Genomic DNA, 17,514 nt, shown 5'->3' with positions numbered 1-17,514 from the left:
ACCGCGACGGGTTTTCCGCTACCATGCCGCCAATTTGCGGCAGCGGGGATGCGACATGGAACTGAGGCAATTGCGCTACTTCGTCAGCGTGATCGAGCATGGCAGCATGGGCAAGGCGGCGCTGGAGCTTGGCGTGGTCACCTCCGCGCTGAGCCAGCAGATCAGCCGGCTGGAAAGCGAACTGTCGACGCGGCTGCTGCAGCGCACCTCGACCGGCGTGGTCGCCACCGATGCCGGCCTGGCCTTCTGGCGCCAGGCCCAGCTGGCGCTGCGCCATATCGACGACGCTGCGCTCGCGGCCCGGCAGGCGCGCTTGTCCGGCCATGTCAGCGTGGGGCTGCCGCCCAGCACGGCGGGAGTACTGGCGCTGCCTTTCATGCAGGCCATGCGCGAGCGCTACCCCGACGTGCGGCTGCGCATGGTGGAGAGCCTGTCTGGCTATCTCGGCGCCATGCTGAGCGCGCGCCAGATCGACCTGGCGGTGCTGTTCAGCGAGGAGCCGGCGCAGCGCTGGAGCGTGCTGCCGCTGCTCGACGAGCGCCTGTTCGTGATCGGCGCCGAAGGGCTGGCCGGGATGCCGCGCGGAGAAAGCACCTCGGTGGCGGCGCTGGACAAGCTGCCGCTGATCCTGCCCAGCGGCTCGCACGGCTTGCGCGCACTGGTCGCCGCCTGCTTCCGGCAGGCAAAGCGCGAGCCGCAGGTGGTGGCCGAGATCGATGGCCTGGCGATCCTGATGGATGCCGTGCAGGGTGGCCTGGGCGCCACCATCCAGCCCGGCGCGGCGCTGGCGCGCAGCCAGGGCATGCCCTACCGTAGCGTGCTGCTCACCGACACCGGCGCGACCCGCCCCAACCTGCTGGTGAGCCTGTCGGACGATGAGCTATCCCCGGCGGGGCTGGCCGCGCGCGTGGTGCTGGCCGACGTGGCCGCCACGCTGGTGCGCGAAGGGCGCTGGCCGGGGGCCACGCTGCGCCCTCGCTGACGCCTTCGGGATTGTCCCCGCCAGGGCTTCACGAAAGCTGAAGCCCCCTTGCCGCGGCCCTGATGGCGGCTGTGCGCCTTGCCGGCCAAGATGGCGCCAGCAAGGAGACAATCCCGATGGTCGACGTATTGGTGGACGTATTGATTATTGGCGGCGGCAACGCGGCCCTGTGCGCGGCGCTGATGGCGCGCGAAGCCGGGGCCTCGGTGCTGCTGCTCGAATCCGCGCCGCGCGCCTGGCGTGGCGGCAATTCCCAGCACACCCGCAACCTGCGCTGCATGCACGACGCGCCGCAAGACGTGCTGGTCGATGCCTATCCCGAGGAAGAGTACTGGCAGGACCTGCTCAAGGTCACCGGCGGCATCACCGACGAGCACCTGGCGCGGCTGGTGATCCGCGCCTCGTCCACCTGCCGGCCGTGGATGCGCAAGCATGGCGTGCGCTTCCAGCCGCCGCTGTCGGGCGCGCTGCATGTGGCGCGCACTAACGCCTTCTTCATGGGTGGCGGCAAGGCGCTGGTCAATGCGTATTACCGCAGCGCCGAGGCGATGGGCGTGCAGATCCGCTATGAAACGCCGGTCGACGCGATCGAAATGGATGGCGACCGCTTCGTCGCCGCGCGCAGCGGTGGCCAGCGCTTCACCGCGCGGTCCTGCGTGCTGGCCGCCGGCGGCTTCGAGTCCAACCGCGAATGGCTGCGCGAGGCCTGGGGCCGGAACGAACGCGGCGAATGGCCCGCCGACAACTTCCTGATCCGCGGCACGCGCTTCAACCAGGGCGTGCTGCTGCGGCACATGATCGAAGCCGGTGCCGATGCCATCGGCGATCCGTCGCAATCGCACTGCGTCGCCATCGATGCGCGCGCGCCGCTCTATGACGGCGGCATCTGCACGCGCATCGACTGCGTGTCGCTGGGCATCGTCGTCAACCGCGACGCCGAGCGCTTCTATGACGAAGGCGAGGACTTCTGGCCCAAGCGCTATGCGATCTGGGGCCGGCTCGTGGCGCAGCAGCCGGGGCAGATCGGCTATTCGATCATCGACAGCAAGGCCGTCGGCCGCTTCATGCCGCCGGTATTTCCCGGCGAGAAGGCCGACACGCTGCCCGAACTCGCGCGCAAGCTCGGGCTGCCGGAGGCGCAGTTCGTGCGCACCGTGCAGGACTACAACACCGCGTGCCGCGTCGGCACGTTCGACCATACCGCGCTGGACGATTGCCATACCGAGGGCCTGGCACCGGCCAAGACGCACTGGGCACGACCGCTGGACCAGGCGCCGTTCTACGGCTATGCGCTGCGGCCGGGCATTACCTTCACTTACCTGGGGCTAAAGGTGAACGACCGGGCCCAGGTGCATTTCGGCGGCAGGCCGAGCGGAAATCTATTTGTGGCAGGAGAAATGATGGCGGGCAACGTGCTGGGCAAGGGATATACGGCCGGAGTCGGCATGTCGATCGGCACCGCCTTCGGGCGCATTGCCGGCACGCAAGCCGCGCGGGCAGCTGGGATCAACTCGGGAGCGAGCCATGCAGAAGCTTGAAGCCCTGGCGCGAGAGGCCGCCGATCTGGCAGGCGCAGACGCTGTCGCCAGGCATGGCAACGCACGCGTGATCCGGGTGCTGCCGCTGACCGACAACGAAGCCGAAGTCGCGCGGCAGATGCAGATCTGCAATGCCTGCCGCTATTGCGAAGGGTTCTGCGCGGTGTTCCCGGCGATGACGCGGCGGCTTGAGTTCGGCAAGGCCGATGTCAACTACCTGGCGAACCTGTGCCACAACTGCGGGGCGTGCTACCACGCTTGCCAGTATGCGCCGCCGCATGACTTTGGCGTCAACGTTCCGCAGGCGATGGCCAGGGTGCGGCTGGAGACGTACAGCGAATATGCGTGGCCCGCGCCGCTGGGCAAGCTGTACCAGCGCAACGGCCTGACGGTAGCGGTGGCGCTGGCGATCGGGCTGGCATTGTTCCTGGTGCTGGCGGTGACGACGGGCGGTGCCCTGTGGCAGCGGCATGCCGGCGGCAACTTCTACGCGGTGTTCCCGCACAACACGCTGGCGGCGATGTTTGGCGCGGTGTTTGGGTTCTCGGTGCTTGCGCTCGGGGTTGGCGTGCGGCGCTTCTGGCGCGATGTGTCGGCCGGGACGGCGTCAGCGCCTGCGGTGGCCGAGGCGGCGAAGAACGTGCTGGCGCTGACCTACCTGGACGGAGGTCATGGCGATGGATGCAATGAGGCGAGTGATCGCTTTACGCTGGCACGGCGGCGCTTCCACCATTTCACGTTCTATGGCTTCATGCTGTGCCTTGCCTCGACGGCGGTAGCTACCGGGTACCACTATCTGCTGGGCTGGCATGCGCCGTATCCGGTTGCCAGCCTGCCGGTGCTGCTGGGTATCGCTGGCGGGCTGGGGCTGTTGATCGGGCCTGCTGGCTTGCTATGGCTGAATCTCCGGCGGCATCCGATGCAGGGGGATGTGCGCCAACGCCCGATGGATCGGGGTTTCATCGCGCTGTTGTTGCTGACCAGTGCTACCGGGCTCGGGTTGCTGGCGTTGCGTGACACGTTGGCGATGCCGTTGCTACTGGCGGTGCATCTTGGCGTGGTGATGGCGTTGTTTGCGACCCTGCCGTATGGGAAGTTTGCGCACGGGATCTATCGTAGCGCGGCGCTGCTCAAGTCCGCGATCGAGAAGCGGCATGGGGGCGGGCCGCAGCTGGGAAGCGATTGAGGCTTGTAAGGTCGGGCGTCTGACCCTGGCCACCAAAAAGCAAAACCCCACATTCCGAAGAATGTGGGGTTATCAACCATCTGACCAGCCCGACGGGACCGGCGATTTTCCAGGCTAAGAAAGCTTCAGGCTCAGTCTACCGTAGCACCCGAAGCCTTCACAACCTTCGCCCACTTGGCGGTTTCCGACTTCATGAACGCGGCCAGCTGCGCCGGCTTTTCCGGATTGGGTTCAGCGCCCTGGTCGGCCATCTGCTTCTTCACTTCCGGCATGGCCAGGATCTTGACCACTTCCGCGTTCAGGCGATCGACGATCGGCTGCGGCGTGCCGCCCGTGGCGTACAGCGCGAACCACGAAGTCGCCTCATAGCCCGGCACGCCCGACTCGGCCACGGTCGGCACGTTCGGCAGCGCCGGCGAGCGCTTGGCCGAAGTCACGGCGATCGCACGCAGCTTGCCCGCCTTCACATGCGGATACGACGACGGCATGTTGTCGAACATCAGGCCGATCTGGTTGCCCAGCAGGTCATTCACCGCCGGCGCGCTGCCCTTGTACGGAATGTGCTGGATATGCAGGCCGGTCATCGAGTTGAACAGCTCACCCGACAGGTGCATCGACGAGCCGCTGCCCGACGAGCCATACGACAGCTTGTCCGGATTGGCCTTCACGTAGGCGATCAGTTCCTTGACGTTGTTGACCGGCACCTTGGGGTTCACCACCACCAGGTTCGGCACCATCGCCACGCGCGTGATCGGCGCGAAGTCCTTGACCGGGTCATACGGCAGCTTGGAATACAGCGACTGGTTGATCGCGTGCGTGCCGATGGTGCCCATGAACAGCGTGTAGCCGTCGCCCGGCGCCTTGGCCGCCAGCGAAGCGCCGATGTTGCCGCCCGCGCCCGGACGGTTGTCGATCACCACCGGCTGGCCGAGCGCCTTGCCCAGTTGCAGGCCGACGATGCGGGCCAGGATGTCGGTGGTGCCGCCGGCCGAGAACGGCACGATCAGCGTGATCGGCTTGGTCGGGTAGCCGCCTTGTGCGTGCGCGGCGCCAGCGAAGCCGGCAAAGGTGGTGGCCAGCGCCACGCCGGCGGCGAGCAGGCGGCGGCGCGTGGTGGAGGTCTGGGAATCGTGTCTCATCGGTATTACTCCGGTAAAGCTGTCCCAACGGAGATTGGGGCCCGTGCAGGACGTTGTGCTGAAATGGCGTGATTGCCGTTCCCGAACGGATGCCGCGCACTCGCGCGCATCCCGGTTGACGGCCCGGCTCCGGGCCGCCATGCGTGACGTTTGGTTAACGTCTCTTCTTGTCGAATCTTTGAGTGCCGGGGCGCGCTTATACCGGCGCAACGCCCAGCGTGGTGCCGCCGCACACGTACATCACCTGGCCGGTGACGAAACCGTTGTCCGGCGACAGGAAGAACAGCGCGGCGCGCGCGACGTCTTCCGGGGTGCCCATGCGCTTGACGGTGATGCTGGCAAGGATGCGTTTGGTCTGCTCGGCGCCTTCCGGGTTGCTCTTGCGGAACAGCTCGGTGGCGATCGGGCCCGGGGCCACCGCGTTGACGGTGATGCCGTCGCCGCCAAGTTCCATCGCGAGCGTGCGGGTCATGCCGATCAGGCCGGCCTTGGTGGCCGAGTACACCACGCGCTCGGGCTTTCCCAGCGCGGCGCGCGAGGCCATGTTGACGATGCGGCCGAAGCCTGCGGCGCGCATCGCGGGCAGGCAGGCTTGCAGCAGCAGCAGCGGCGCTTGCAGGTGCAGGCCGGTCACGTAGTCCAGGTCGGCAACGGTGGCGCTGTCGGCGGTGCCGGGACGGGTGGCGCCGGCATTGTTCACCAGGCGCGTGACGGCAAAGCGCGACGTGACCTGCTCGGCCACGGCGCGGGTCGCGTCGGCGTCGGTCAGGTCGGCCTGGAAAAAGGTCATGTTGGGATGCGACCAGGCCGGCGCGGCGTAGTCGACATTGACCACCTGGGTCACGCCATCGGCCAGCAGCATTTCGCAGATGGCGCGGCCGATGCCGGAACTGCCGCCGGTGACGAGGGTGGCTACGGGGAGGGACATCTTTGACTCACTTTCAGGACTACCGCGGTCTTGCTCCCCCTCCCGCAAGCGGGAGAGGGGAGCCAACACTCAGCAATGCGACGACAACGATTAAACGCGCTCGATCACCATCGCAATACCCTGGCCCACGCCGATGCACATCGTGCACAGCGCGAAGCGGCCGCCGGTGCGGTGCAGCTGGTACATCGCGGTGGTCACCAGGCGCGCGCCGCTCATGCCGAGCGGGTGGCCCAGCGCGATCGCGCCGCCGTTCGGGTTGACGCGCTTGTCGTCGTCGGCCACGCCCAGTTCGCGCAGCACAGCCAGGCCCTGCGCGGCGAACGCTTCGTTCAGCTCGATCACGTCGATCTGGTCCAGCGTCATGCCCAGTTGCTTGAGCAGCTTCTGCGTCGCCGGTGCCGGGCCGATGCCCATCACGCGCGGCGCCACGCCGGCGGTGGCCATGCCGACGATGCGCGCACGCGGGGTCAGGCCGTGTTGCTTGATGCCGGCTTCGCTCGCCAGCAGCAGCGCGCAGGCGCCGTCGTTCACGCCCGAGGCGTTGCCGGCGGTGACGGTGCCGTCAGGGCGGACCACGCCGCGCAGCTTGGCCAGCGCTTCCATGCTGGTGGCGCGCGGGTGCTCGTCGCGCTCGACCACGATCGGGTCGCCCTTCTTCTGGGCGATGGTGACCGCGGTGATCTCCTGCGCCAGCGTGCCGTCGGCCTGCGCGCGCGAAGCCTTCTCCTGGCTGCGCAGCGCCATCAGGTCCTGGTCTTCGCGGCTGATCTTGTAGTCGGTGGCGACGTTCTCGGCGGTCTCGGGCATGGAGTCCACGCCGTAGGCCGCGCGCATGGCCGGGTTGATGAAGCGCCAGCCGATGGTGGTGTCGAAGATCTGCGCATCGCGCGAGAAGGCGCTGGTGGCCTTGCCCATCACGAACGGGGCGCGGCTCATGCTTTCCACGCCGCCGGCGATCATCAGCTGCGCTTCGCCCGCCTTGATGGCGCGCGCGGCGGTGCCGGTGGCGTCCATGCCGGAGCCGCACAGACGGTTGATGGTGGCGCCCGGCACGTCCTGCGGCAGGCCCGCCAGCAGCGACGACATGCGCGCCACGTTGCGGTTGTCTTCGCCGGCCTGGTTGGCGTTGCCGTAGATCACGTCATCGATGGCCTTCCAGTCGACATTGGGATTGCGGGCCATCAGTGCCTTCAGCGGCACCGCGCCGAGGTCATCCGGGCGCACCGCGGACAGGCTGCCGCCGTAGCGGCCGATGGGCGTGCGGATGGCGTCGCAGATAAAGGCTTCGGTCATGGTGTGTCTCTCTCTTTGTGATGGATATCGATGCGGCGCTCAGGCCTGCTTCAGGGGCACGCCGGTCAGGCGCTGCAGTTCTTCAAAACTCAGGCCTTCCACCAGGTCGCGCGCGACCAGGCCGTCGGGGGTCACGTCGAGCGTGGCAAGGTCAGTGTAGATGCGCGTCACGCAACCGATGCCGGTCAGCGGATAAGTGCACTGCGGCACGATCTTGCTTTCGCCCTGCTTGGTCTGGTGTTCCATCATCACGAACACCTGCTTGGCGCCGATCGCCAGGTCCATCGCGCCGCCCACGGCGGGGATGGCGCCGGGCGCGCCGGTGTGCCAGTTGGCCAGGTCGCCCTTTTCCGACACCTGGAACGCGCCCAGCACGCAGAAGTCGAGGTGGCCGCCGCGCATCATCGCGAACGAATCGGCGTGGTGGAAGTACGAGCCGCCCGGCTTGATCGTCACCGGCTGCTTGCCGGCGTTGATCAGGTCGCCGTCTTCCTCGCCGGCAGCGGGCGCGGGGCCCATGCCGAGCAGGCCGTTCTCGCTATGCAGCAGGATTTCCTTGTCTGCGGGCAGGTGGTTGCCGACGAGCGTCGGCAGGCCGATGCCGAGGTTGACCACGGCACCTTCCGGAATGTCTTTGGCCACGCGGGCGGCCATCTGGTCGCGGGTCAGGCGTTGCATGCTGTTTCTCCTGTTGCCGCGCTCAGGCGACCTTGACGACGCGCTTGACGAAGAGGCCCGGCGTCACGATGTGTTCGGGGTTCATCTCACCCAGCTCGACAACCTTGTTGACCTGCACGATGGCGCACTTGGCGGCCATGGCCATGATCGGGCCAAAGTTGCGCGCGGTCTTGCGGTAGGTGAGGTTGCCCCAGCGGTCGGCGGTGTCGGCCTTGATCAGCGCGAAGTCGGCGTGGATCGGCGATTCGAACACGTAGCCCTGGCCATCGATGATGCGGGTCTCCTTGCCCTCTGCCAGCGGCGTGCCGTAGGCGGTGCGGGTAAAGAAGCCGCCGATGCCGGCGCCAGCAGCCCGGATGCGCTCGGCCAGGTTGCCCTGCGGCACCAGTTCCAGCTCGATCTCGCCGGCGTGGTAGAGCGAGTCGAACACGTACGAGTCCGTCTGGCGCGGGAACGAGCAAATGATCTTGCGCACGCGCCTGGCCTTCAGCAGCGCGGCCAGGCCGGTGTCGCCGTTGCCGGCGTTGTTGTTGACGATGGTCAGGTCGCGCGCGCCTTGCTCGATCAGCGCGTCGATCAGTTCCGCGGGCATGCCTGCGAGGCCAAAGCCACCAATGAGGATGGTGGCGCCGTCGTGGATGCCGGCCACCGCCGCTTCCACCGTGTCGTATAGCTTGTTGATCACTTGCGTTTCCAGGTCGGAAGATCCGCAGGCTACCGGAGCGGGCCGCAAGGCGCGGCGCATGAAAGACGGTCTCCGATAGTCCTGCCGGAAGGATGTTCGTTCGCAGCCGGCGGCATTGGCGCCGCCAGTACCGCCCGTTGAACGGTCCAGCAGTCTGCGTGGTGTTGTTTGGGGCCGCGCGGTTCCCACGGCCGCGATCCGAAAGCCGCCAGCGGTTGGCTGGCCCATTGTTCGCTATTAGAACTTGAATTCGCAGAATGAACAGATTACACCTGCGCGCGGGCGACGGTCAACCAGTGGGCCCGCCCAGGGCACACACGGTGGGCGATCACCGCGCGAGGTGACGGCGGCTTCCCGTGTAGGACAGAACCGACAGGGGAATCGGTTCGCTGTCGATGTTGCGCCGGGGTCGCGGGGACTATCGTTGAATCAGAGGACGGCAGCGCCCGCACAGCAGCCCCCGGACCACCCGGCTCAGGCGCGCCGCCAGGCAACAGACAAGAACGAGGAGTCAGACCATGGCCACCGTCAATGTCCCGAATGCCTCCACGCAACATGCCGCAGCCCTTGCGCGCATCCTGCAGGTTACGCAGCAGGCGTGGGGATTGGGCCAGGAAAACAAGCGAAGCATCGCGTCCGCGACAGGTCTCGGCGTTGCGCCCAAGCTGTCGCGCCGCGCGCGGCTGGCGCGGGCCGCCGCACGCGCGTTCGAGGCGCAGGTCATGGCGATCCGCTGCCGCCAGGTGTTCGTCGGCTGAGCGGCATGCCGGCCACCCCGGCCGGCAAATACGCAAATATTCTCAGGCCGCGGCCGCCACGCCGCTCAGCGTGGCGCGGCTGCCGCCAACCCCCGGCCGCACTTCCAGACGCACGTCGATGCGCTCGCGCAGTTCTGCCACGTGCGAGATGATCCCTACCAATCGGCCGGCTTGCTGCAGGTCGAGCAGCGTGCGGATGGCAAAGTCCAGGCTTTCCGGATCCAGCGTGCCGAACCCTTCGTCAACGAACAGCGTATCGAGCTGGATGCCGCCCGCGCGCGACTGCACCACGTCGGCCAGGCCAAGAGCCAGCGACAGCGACGCCAGGAAGCCTTCGCCGCCCGACAGCGTATTGGCCGGGCGCGGCGCCCCGGTGTCGTGGTCGAACACTTCAATATCCAGCCCGCCTGCACTGCGCTGGTCGGCCTGCTCGCGCACGCGCTGCAGCACATAGCGGCCCCGGCTCATCGCCAGCAGCCGCGCCGACGCGGCTTCCAGCACCTCGTCAAGCAGCGTTGCCAGCACGAAGCGCTGGAAGGTCATGCGGCGCGGGTTGTTGCCGTTGGCCACCTCGGCCAGCCGGCCCAGCACCGCATAGCGGGCTTCGATATCGCGGCCCTGCGCGTCGAGCTGCTGCAGGCGCAACTGGCATTGCTGCAGCGTGTCGCGCGCGCGGCCGCGATCCGCCTGTTGCCGGACCAGGGCTTCGACTGCGTCGGCGGCGGCCTGCCCGGCGGCGCGCAATCCGTCCAGGTCCGGCACGCCGAGCCCTTGCGCGGCGGCGTCGGCGCGCTCGCGCAGCCGGGCGGCGGAGACCAGCTCCATATCGAATGCACGCAGCGCCTGGTCGATACGCGCCATCTCGGCATCGGGCAGGCTGGCCGCGGCATGCGCCCGTGCATCGGCAAGACCTTCACGCGCCAACGCTTGCGCCAGCGCGCCTTCCGACTCGGCAAGGCGCGCGGCGGCTTGCGCCTGGGCCTGCCGGGCCGAGCCGAGCGCGGCCTGCGCGGCGGCGGCATCGGTGGCTGCCTGCCGTTCCGCCGCCTGCGCGGTGGCGAGCGCGTGCTCCAGCGCCGCGGCATCGGCCTGGGCCTGGCGCAGGGCTTCGGCCAGCGCCACCGGATCGCGCGAGTCTTCGGGGACCTGCGCGCAGGCAACCTGCCATTCGACCTGGCACTGCGCCAGCGCTTGCGAAGCCGTTTCCGCTGCGGCGGCGGCTTCGCGGCCGGCGAGCTCCGCCGCTTCGCGCGCGGCGCGGCTGGCGGCGATGGCGGCTTCGCACTGGCCAACGCTGGCCGCTGCCTGCTGGCCTGCTGCCAGCGCGGCTTCCAGCGTTGCCATGTCTGTCTTCAGCTGGCGCGCGGCCTCCTCCGAGACATCGCCCAGGGCCTGCGCGAGTTCCTCGGCGCGCTCGCGCGCCTGCAAGCTGGCGGCCTGCGCGGCTTGTAGCTGGCCGGCGCAACGCACCGCCTGCGACTCGGCCTCGAGCATGGCGCCGCGCGCCTGCTCCAGCGCCTCATCGGACAGCGGTGTCTCGACATGCTGCGCCGGCGTGGGATGCGCACTGCTGCCGCATACCGGACACGCCTCGCCGGTGGCGAGCAACGCCGCCAGCCGGGCCGCCTGGCCGGCGCGCCACGCGGCTTCGGCTTCGGCCAGCGCGGCACGGCGGCGTTCGCGCATGCGGTCGGCCAGTTGCAGCGCCGCTTCCACGTCGGCTGCCTGCGCGACGGCATTGGCGAGCGCCTGCATCGCCTGCGCGTGACGGCTGAATTGCCGCGACTTTTCCTGCAGCGCGGCGAGCTGCAGTTGCGTGCCTTGCAGCTGCGCGGCAGCCAGCTGTGCCTGCCCGAGCGCGGCCTCCGCCGCCACGGCCTCGGCCTGGCTCGCCGCCAGCCTGGCGGCGGCACGCTCGCGCGCCGCGGCGGTGGCGGCTTGCTTCTGCTGTGCCGCCTCCAGGGCCTCGCGCAGCGTGCCGAGCTGGCGCGCGCGCGGCAGCATGGCGTCCAGTTCCGCGCAGCGCCGCTGCGCGGCCGAGCGCAATCCGGCACGGCCGGTCTCGGCCTGCAATGCGGCGGCGGCCTGCGCCGCCTGCTGCGTGGTGCGTGCCGCGCCCGCTTCGGCCTGCTCAAGCGCGGTCCCGGCCGCAGTGAGGTCCCGCTGCGCGAGCTGCCACTGCTGCAATGCCGGGTTGACGCGTGCCGCCCGCTGCGCCGCCTGCAGCCGCATGCGTTCGGCCTCCATCACGGGTTGCTGTGCCAGCAACGCCGTGTGCGCGGCTTCGGCCTGCTGGCGCTCCTGCAGCCGCGCCGCGACCTGTTCGCCCGCGCCCAGCGCCGCCTGCGCAGCGGCCAGCGCCTGGCGTGCGACCTGCTCCTGTGCCTGCAGCGCATGCATTTCCGCCTGCAGCGCGGCGATGCCGTCGGCAAGCGCCTGCGCGCTCTCCATGCCGGCCTGCCGCAGCGCTTCGTCGCGCTGGATGCCGATGCGCTCGGCATCGCGGCGGATGCCGGCCGCCTGCGTCTTCAGCAGTTCTTCCACGCGGCGATAGAGCTCGGTCCGGAACAAGCGCTCCAGGATCGCCTGCCGCGCCTGCGAACTGGCGGTCAGCAGTTCGCGGAAGCGCCCTTGCGGCAGCACGATGACCTGGCGGAACTGCGCGCTGTCGAAGCCGAGCAGCTCGCGGATGGCATCGCTGACCTTGCCCGGCTGGCCAGCCTTGCTGACCCAGCCATTGCCGTCATGCTGGTCGAGCTGCGCCTTGGCCGGCTCCGTCAGCCAGCCCTCGCCGCGCTGCTTGGGCCGCTCCTGCGCGGGCGAGCGCACCACGCGCCAGCGTTGCGCGCCCAGGCTGAATTCCAGCGTGACCTCGGTGCGCAGTCCCGGCGCGGCGTTGGCGCTGCGCATGGCCTGCGCACTGCGCTCGCCGCCGGAGGTATCGCCATACAGCGCAAAGCAGATGGCGTCGAGCAGCGTGGTCTTGCCGGCGCCGGTGGGGCCGTGGATCAGGAAGAAGGCCTGGTTGCCGAGCCGCGTGAAATCGACCTGCTCGGTCGCGGCAAACGGCCCGAAGGCCTGCAGGGTCAGGTGCAGAGGTCTCATGCCGACTCCCGCTCCGTCGCCGCCATGCCGGCCAGCACATGGTCCAGCACCTCGCGGTGGCCCGGCTCCAGCTCGGCATCGGCCACCTCGCGGAAAAAGCTGGCAAACAGCTCGCCGGTGCCAAGCTGGCGCAGCTGGCGGCCCGCTTCCGAGGCCGTGCCGCTGCGCGCCAGCACCGCGCGCTCGATCGCCAGCGCATTGGGGTAGACCTGGCGCAGCTTGGCCATGGGGTCGAGCAGCGCGCCGGCATCGGTCAGGCGCGCGTGGATATAGTCGTCGCGCTGCGGGTCATCTGCGCCAGCGGCAAGCAGCGCGGCCAGTTCGCCTTCCACCACGCGCACGTCGCGCAGCGGCTGCAGCGGCACCGGCGTGATCGAGACGGTGCCATCGCCATCCAGCTCGATGCGCGACACCGACTTGTCGTGCGCGCATTCGGACAGCGAGTACTTGAGCAGCGAGCCGGCGTAATGGATGCGGCCCCCGCCAAGCGTCTGCGGCCGGTGCAGGTGGCCCAGCGCGACCAGGTCGAAACCGGCGAAGAGGTCGGCCGCCACGGCGCCGCTGCCGCCGACCGACAGCGGCCGCTCCGATTCGCTGGCCGCGCCGCCGACCACGAAGGCATGGCCCACCACCACCGCGCGCACGCCCGGGGGATGGACCGCGCGGATCGCGTCGAGCTGCGCGCGCAGCGCGGCTTCGTGCGAGGGCAGATCGGCGCCCATGGCGTCGCGCACCACCGCGGGCTCGGCATAGGGCAGCGCGTAGACGCGCACTTCGCCGTGCGCGTCCTGCAGCGTCACGCTGGCGGCCTCGGCCAGCGTGCGGCCGGCCACGTGCAGGCCCTGCGCGCGCATCAGGCGCGCGCCAAATTCCAGCCGCTGCGCGCTGTCATGGTTACCGGCGATCATCACCACCGGAACGCCGGCATCGACGACGATGCGGCCCAGCACGTCGTCGAGCAGCGCCACGGCCTCGGGCGGTGGCACGGCGCGGTCATAGACGTCGCCGGCGATCAGCACGGCGTCGGGTCGTTCGGCTTTGACCAGTTCAACGAACTGGCCAAGGATATGGGCCTGGTCTTCCAGCAGGCTGCGGGCATGGAAGAGCCGGCCGAGATGCCAGTCGGCGGTGTGCAGGAAACGCAATCTGGGATCCGGTGGATTTTGCGCGCATGTGGCGCGCGAACCCAGCATGATAAATCGTCGCGGTGCCTGCATGACCGTTCAGCGACGGTTCAGCCGCGCCGGCGCATCATCCGTGAAGACCAAGCAGAAGGTGTGGCCGGCGTAGAAGCCCGTCGACGCCAGCACCACGGTGGAGCTGGTCGGCGAGTACGACACGGAGCTGATCGGCGAATCGCACTTCGACGTGAAGGAAATCCGCCTGCCTTGATCGTTGACCGCGCGGGCATGCGCCCGTCGGGGATTGCGCCGCAGTTGACCGCGGCGAACGGGCCGCCGCCGGCCGCTCTGTAAATGCAGGAGGCCAAGCAGTCCGAAGCAGGAACGATACGCGGCGCAAGCCGCGAGCGCGCCGGGCTCAGGTCACGCGGAAGCCGACCTTCAGCGTGACCTGGAAATGAGCGATCTTGCCGTTCTCGATATGGCCGCGCGTTTCCACCACTTCGAACCAGTCGATGTTCTTGATGGTTTCGCCAGCCTTGGCGATGGCGCTGCGGATCGCCGCATCGCAGCCATCCGGCGAAGAGCCGACGATTTCGACCAGCTTGTAGGTATGGTTCGACATGTCCCTCTCCTTGGCGGGCAGGCCCGCGGGGTTCCATCCATCATAGGCGCCATGCGCCGATAGTCCCAAGGCCGGTGCCGCCGGCGCATATCCTGTTACACATCGCCCTTTGCCAGTGGCGTATGCGGCTGCTACGCTGCGGTCCCGCGCACCACAGCCCGCGCCGCGCGCGCAGGCTGTCCCTGACCGAAGCCAGCATAAACGTCGCGACCTACGCGCCCTGACTTACCGAATGTTCCGCCGTACCGTACTGGGCCTTGCCCTCGCCGCCGCCGTATCGGCCTTCACCTCGTTCAGCCCCTTCGCCCTGATCGCGCATGCGCGTTCGGCGTCCGGCTTCGACCAGGTCACCGAGTCCATCACCAACAGCATCAGCGACACCTTCAGCGAAGCGGTAGCGAAGCACCTGCCTTCGCGGTCCGGCAAGCCGGCGCAGCCGCCCGAGGCCAGCCCCGCGCCGAGCAAGGCGTTCGCGCAGGGCAGCGGCTACACGCTGTGCTTCGTGCCCGACGGTGCGAGCTGCCAGGCGCTGCTGGTCAATGCCATCCGCAGCACGCGCCGGCAGCTGCTGATCCAGGCTTATTCGTTCACCAGCGCACCGATCGCCGAGGCCGTGGCGCAGGCGCACCGGCGCGGCGTGGACGTGCGCGTGATCCTCGACAAGAGCCAGCAGTCGGAGCGCTATACCAGCGCCACCTATCTCAAGCACGCGGGCGTGCCGGTGGTGATCGACAACAAGCCCGCGATCGCGCACAACAAAGTGATGGTGTTTGACGAACAGGCAGTGTTCACCGGCTCGTTCAACTTCACCAAGTCGGCGCAGGAGCGCAATGCCGAGAACGGCATGCTGATCCGCGGCGATGCGGCGGTGGTGAAGGCCTATACGGACAACTGGCACAAGCGCTACCGGCAATCGCGCGCATATTGAGCGCTTCCCTGACCCGGCAAACGGCAGCGCCGGCACGACGGCGCGCGCGGTGGCAAACTTGCGGCTGGCGCGCGGCACGCGCCGCGCATTCCGCCGACCCGCCGCGCGTTCCGCCTACCTAGTGAGCCATTCCGGAGAGCCTTTGCCATGACAGCCATTCCCGACAGCCAATGGATCCGCGTCGACAGCGACGCGGGCAGCTTCGACGCCTACCTCAGCCTGCCGCCGGCGGGCATCCGGCCCGGCGCGCCCGGCATCGTGCTGCTGCAGGAAATCTTCGGCGTGAACGAACACATCCGCGCGGTGGCTGACCAGTACGCCGCCGACGGCTATGCCGTGCTGGCGCCCGACGTGTTCTGGCGCGACGCGCCGCGCGTCGAACTGGGCTACGCCGGCGACGACATGACGCGTGCGCTGGCGCTGCGCCAGGCGGTCGACATCGAAGCCGCGATGGGCGACATCGCCGCCACCGTGCAGGCGCTGCGCCAGCGTACCGGCGCCGGCAAGGTCGCAGCGGTGGGCTACTGCTTCGGCGGCCTGCTGTCGTACCTGAGCGCGGCGCGCGGGCTCGTCGACGCGGCGGTGCCGTACTATGGCGGCGGCATCCAGAACCAGCTGCAGGAAGCGGCGAACATCCGCGTGCCGGTGCAGTTCCACTACGGCGCGCTCGACGCGCACATCCCGCCCGAGGCCGTGCTGAGCGTGCGCGACGCGGTGGCCGGCAAACCCGGCACCGAGATCCACGTCTACGGCAACGCCGACCACGGCTTCAACTGCTGGGCGCGGGCCTCGTACCACCAGCCCAGTGCCGCGCTGGCACACGGGCGCGCGCTGGCCTTCTTGGCGCAGACGCTGTAACAGGCCACCCGGGGGCGCTCGCCCCCTGCGCCGCCTTGCCAGGGCGAGGCGGCAGCCCTTATCCTCGGCGCTTGGCTTCAAAGACTTGCTGGACCCTCAAACCATAACGACGGAGACCACCATGCAGTCAGAGCAGCAGCGCGCCCTGCGCAACACCATCCCCGACGCCATCGCCCGCGCGGTGCGGCGCAGTCCCGCCAAGACCGCGCTCCGCTTCGGCGAGCGGGCCTGGAGCTACCGCGAACTCGACCTCGCCGCCGCGCGCGTGGCCGGCGCGCTGGCACGATGGGGCCTGCGCCCCGGCGACCGGGTCGCGGCCTTTGGCAAGAACTCGGATGCGTACGTGCTGCTGTGGCTGGCCTGCCTGCGCAGCGGCCTGGTCCATGTGCCGGTCAACTTCTCGATGACGCGAGCGGAGGTGGAATACCTCGTGACGCAGTCGGGCGCCAGCGCGATCTTTGCCGACCCGGTACTGGCGGCGCGCATCGAAGGCCTGCCGTGCCGCATCGGCGGCACGCTGCATGGCGGCGGCAGTGCGCGCGATATCCTCGCCGCGGCAGCCAGCGGGCCCGAAGCACCAATACTCGACAGCCTCGCCGACACCACGCCGGCGCAGATCCTGTACACCTCCGGCACGACCTCCGCACCCAAGGGCGCGGTGCTGACCCACCGCGCGCTGCTGGCCGAGTATGTCAGCACGATTGACGCCTGCGACATCCGCGCCACGGACTATTCGCTGGCAGCGCTGCCGCTGTACCACTCGGCGCAGATGCACGTGTTCCTGATGCCGCTGCTGCTGTGCGGCGGCACCACGCTGATCGCCGACAGCCCCGAGGCGGGCTACTGCCTGCGCACCATCCACGCGGAAGGCATCACCAGCTTCTTTGCCCCGCCCACGGTCTGGATCTCGCTGCTGCGCCATGCCGAGTTCGAGCCCGCCAGGCTCGGCGCGCTGGTCAAGGCCTACTACGGGGCATCGATCATGCCGGTGCCGGTGCTGCTGGAGTTGCAGCAGAAGCTGCCGGCGCTGCGCTTCTACAACTGCTACGGGCAGAGCGAAATCGGGCCGCTGGCGACAGTGCTGGGCCCCGACGAGCATGCGGCGCGGCCCGCGTCGGCAGGACGGCCGGTGCTGAATGTCGAGACGCGCATCGTCGACGAGACCATGCAGGACGTCCCTCCCGGCGAGCTCGGCGAGATCGTGCACCGCTCGCCGCAACTGCTGACCGGGTACTGGGACAAGCCGGAGCAGACCGCCGAAGCATTTGCCGGCGGCTGGTTCCATTCCGGCGACCTCGGCTACATGGATGCCGAGGGCTACCTGTACGTGGTCGACCGGATCAAGGACGTGATCAATTCAGGCGGCGTGCTGGTCTCGAGCCGGGAAGTGGAGGAGTGCCTGTACACGCATGGCGCGGTGGCCGAAGCGGCGGTGTTCGCGCTGCCGCATCCGAAGTGGGTCGAGGCAGTGGCCGCGTGCGTGGTGCGCAAGCGCGGCCAGGAGGCCAGCGAAGAGGCGCTGATCGCGCATGCGCGCGAAGCGCTGGCGCCGTTCAAGGTGCCCAAGCGCATCGTGTTCGTCGACGACCTGCCGCGCAATACGGCCGGCAAGCTGCTCAAGCGCCAGCTGCGCACGGATTACGCGCAGCTGTTCAGCACCGAAGCCTAGCCGGCCGGGAGCGCCATCGCA

15 protein-coding genes are annotated in these 17,514 nt (G+C 69.0%); 7 read left to right on the top strand and 8 right to left on the bottom strand.

The window, feature by feature from the left end:
- Nucleotides 1-55: 55 nt before the first annotated feature.
- The 3 genes from IPF36_RS11695 to tcuB all read left to right on the top strand — a co-directional run bounded on the left by IPF36_RS11695 (nt 56) and on the right by tcuB (nt 3,706).
- The gene (locus tag IPF36_RS11695; protein ID WP_133097939.1) at nt 56-982 is read left to right on the top strand and encodes a LysR family transcriptional regulator; all 927 of its coding nucleotides are present in this window, start codon (nt 56-58) and stop codon (nt 980-982) included.
- Between the two features lie 128 nt (nt 983-1,110).
- On the top strand, nt 1,111-2,520 hold the full coding sequence (tcuA, locus tag IPF36_RS11690) for an FAD-dependent tricarballylate dehydrogenase TcuA (protein WP_135703994.1): 1,410 nt from the start codon (nt 1,111-1,113) through the stop codon (nt 2,518-2,520).
- Nucleotides 2,507-3,706: a tricarballylate utilization 4Fe-4S protein TcuB gene (gene tcuB, locus IPF36_RS11685; RefSeq protein WP_135703460.1), complete on the top strand. Its 1,200-nt coding sequence runs from the start codon at nt 2,507-2,509 to the stop codon at nt 3,704-3,706. The genes tcuA and tcuB overlap by 14 nt, the downstream gene beginning before the upstream one ends.
- 131 nt (nt 3,707-3,837) lie before the next feature.
- On the opposite strand, the gene IPF36_RS11680 is transcribed toward tcuB, so the two are convergent.
- The 5 genes from IPF36_RS11680 to IPF36_RS11660 all read right to left on the bottom strand — a co-directional run bounded on the left by IPF36_RS11680 (nt 3,838) and on the right by IPF36_RS11660 (nt 8,429).
- Nucleotides 3,838-4,845, bottom strand: a complete 1,008-nt coding sequence (locus IPF36_RS11680; RefSeq protein WP_133097937.1) for a tripartite tricarboxylate transporter substrate binding protein — start codon at nt 4,843-4,845, stop codon at nt 3,838-3,840.
- 196 nt (nt 4,846-5,041) lie between these two features.
- A complete protein-coding gene (locus tag IPF36_RS11675) occupies nt 5,042-5,773 on the bottom strand; it encodes an SDR family NAD(P)-dependent oxidoreductase (RefSeq protein ID WP_133097936.1) in 732 nt (243 codons plus the stop codon).
- A 90-nt stretch (nt 5,774-5,863) separates the two neighbouring features.
- Complete coding sequence (pcaF, locus tag IPF36_RS11670) at nt 5,864-7,066, bottom strand: 3-oxoadipyl-CoA thiolase (protein ID WP_133097935.1); 1,203 nt, start codon at nt 7,064-7,066, stop codon at nt 5,864-5,866.
- 39 nt (nt 7,067-7,105) lie between these two features.
- Entirely contained in the window at nt 7,106-7,744 is a 639-nt protein-coding gene (locus IPF36_RS11665) for a 3-oxoacid CoA-transferase subunit B (protein ID WP_063241051.1), read from the bottom strand.
- A 22-nt stretch (nt 7,745-7,766) separates the two neighbouring features.
- Nucleotides 7,767-8,429 carry a 3-oxoacid CoA-transferase subunit A gene (locus IPF36_RS11660; RefSeq protein ID WP_195428012.1) on the bottom strand — a complete coding sequence of 221 codons (663 nt, stop codon included), beginning with the start codon at nt 8,427-8,429 and terminating at the stop codon, nt 7,767-7,769.
- 518 nt (nt 8,430-8,947) lie between these two features.
- Here IPF36_RS11660 and IPF36_RS11655 point away from each other — a divergent pair.
- Nucleotides 8,948-9,187 carry a hypothetical protein gene (locus IPF36_RS11655; RefSeq protein WP_135703458.1) on the top strand — a complete coding sequence of 80 codons (240 nt, stop codon included), beginning with the start codon at nt 8,948-8,950 and terminating at the stop codon, nt 9,185-9,187.
- Nucleotides 9,188-9,229: 42 nt separating this feature from the next.
- Here IPF36_RS11655 and IPF36_RS11650 read toward each other — a convergent pair whose 3' ends face one another.
- The 3 genes from IPF36_RS11650 to IPF36_RS11640 form a co-directional block, all read right to left on the bottom strand.
- Nucleotides 9,230-12,292: an AAA family ATPase gene (locus IPF36_RS11650; RefSeq protein ID WP_195428011.1), complete on the bottom strand. Its 3,063-nt coding sequence runs from the start codon at nt 12,290-12,292 to the stop codon at nt 9,230-9,232.
- Entirely contained in the window at nt 12,289-13,437 is a 1,149-nt protein-coding gene (locus IPF36_RS11645) for an exonuclease SbcCD subunit D (protein WP_195428010.1), read from the bottom strand. The genes IPF36_RS11650 and IPF36_RS11645 overlap by 4 nt, the downstream gene beginning before the upstream one ends.
- Nucleotides 13,438-13,831: 394 nt before the next feature.
- A complete protein-coding gene (locus tag IPF36_RS11640) occupies nt 13,832-14,038 on the bottom strand; it encodes a dodecin (RefSeq protein ID WP_029048440.1) in 207 nt (68 codons plus the stop codon).
- Nucleotides 14,039-14,270: 232 nt separating this feature from the next.
- On the opposite strand from IPF36_RS11640, the gene IPF36_RS11635 reads away from it, so the two are divergent.
- The 3 genes from IPF36_RS11635 to IPF36_RS11625 all read left to right on the top strand — a co-directional run bounded on the left by IPF36_RS11635 (nt 14,271) and on the right by IPF36_RS11625 (nt 17,493).
- On the top strand, nt 14,271-14,966 hold the full coding sequence (locus IPF36_RS11635; protein ID WP_133097930.1) for a phospholipase D family protein: 696 nt from the start codon (nt 14,271-14,273) through the stop codon (nt 14,964-14,966).
- Between the two features lie 147 nt (nt 14,967-15,113).
- A complete protein-coding gene (locus IPF36_RS11630) occupies nt 15,114-15,824 on the top strand; it encodes a dienelactone hydrolase family protein (protein WP_195428009.1) in 711 nt (236 codons plus the stop codon).
- Between the two features lie 121 nt (nt 15,825-15,945).
- On the top strand, nt 15,946-17,493 hold the full coding sequence (locus IPF36_RS11625; RefSeq protein ID WP_195428008.1) for an acyl-CoA synthetase: 1,548 nt from the start codon (nt 15,946-15,948) through the stop codon (nt 17,491-17,493).
- Nucleotides 17,494-17,514: the final 21 nt, after the last annotated feature.

The organism is Cupriavidus sp. IK-TO18, from assembly GCF_015549295.1.
Taxonomy (GTDB): Bacteria; Pseudomonadota; Gammaproteobacteria; order Burkholderiales; family Burkholderiaceae; genus Cupriavidus; species Cupriavidus oxalaticus_A.
This window is presented reverse-complemented; position numbering and strand designations above follow the sequence as displayed.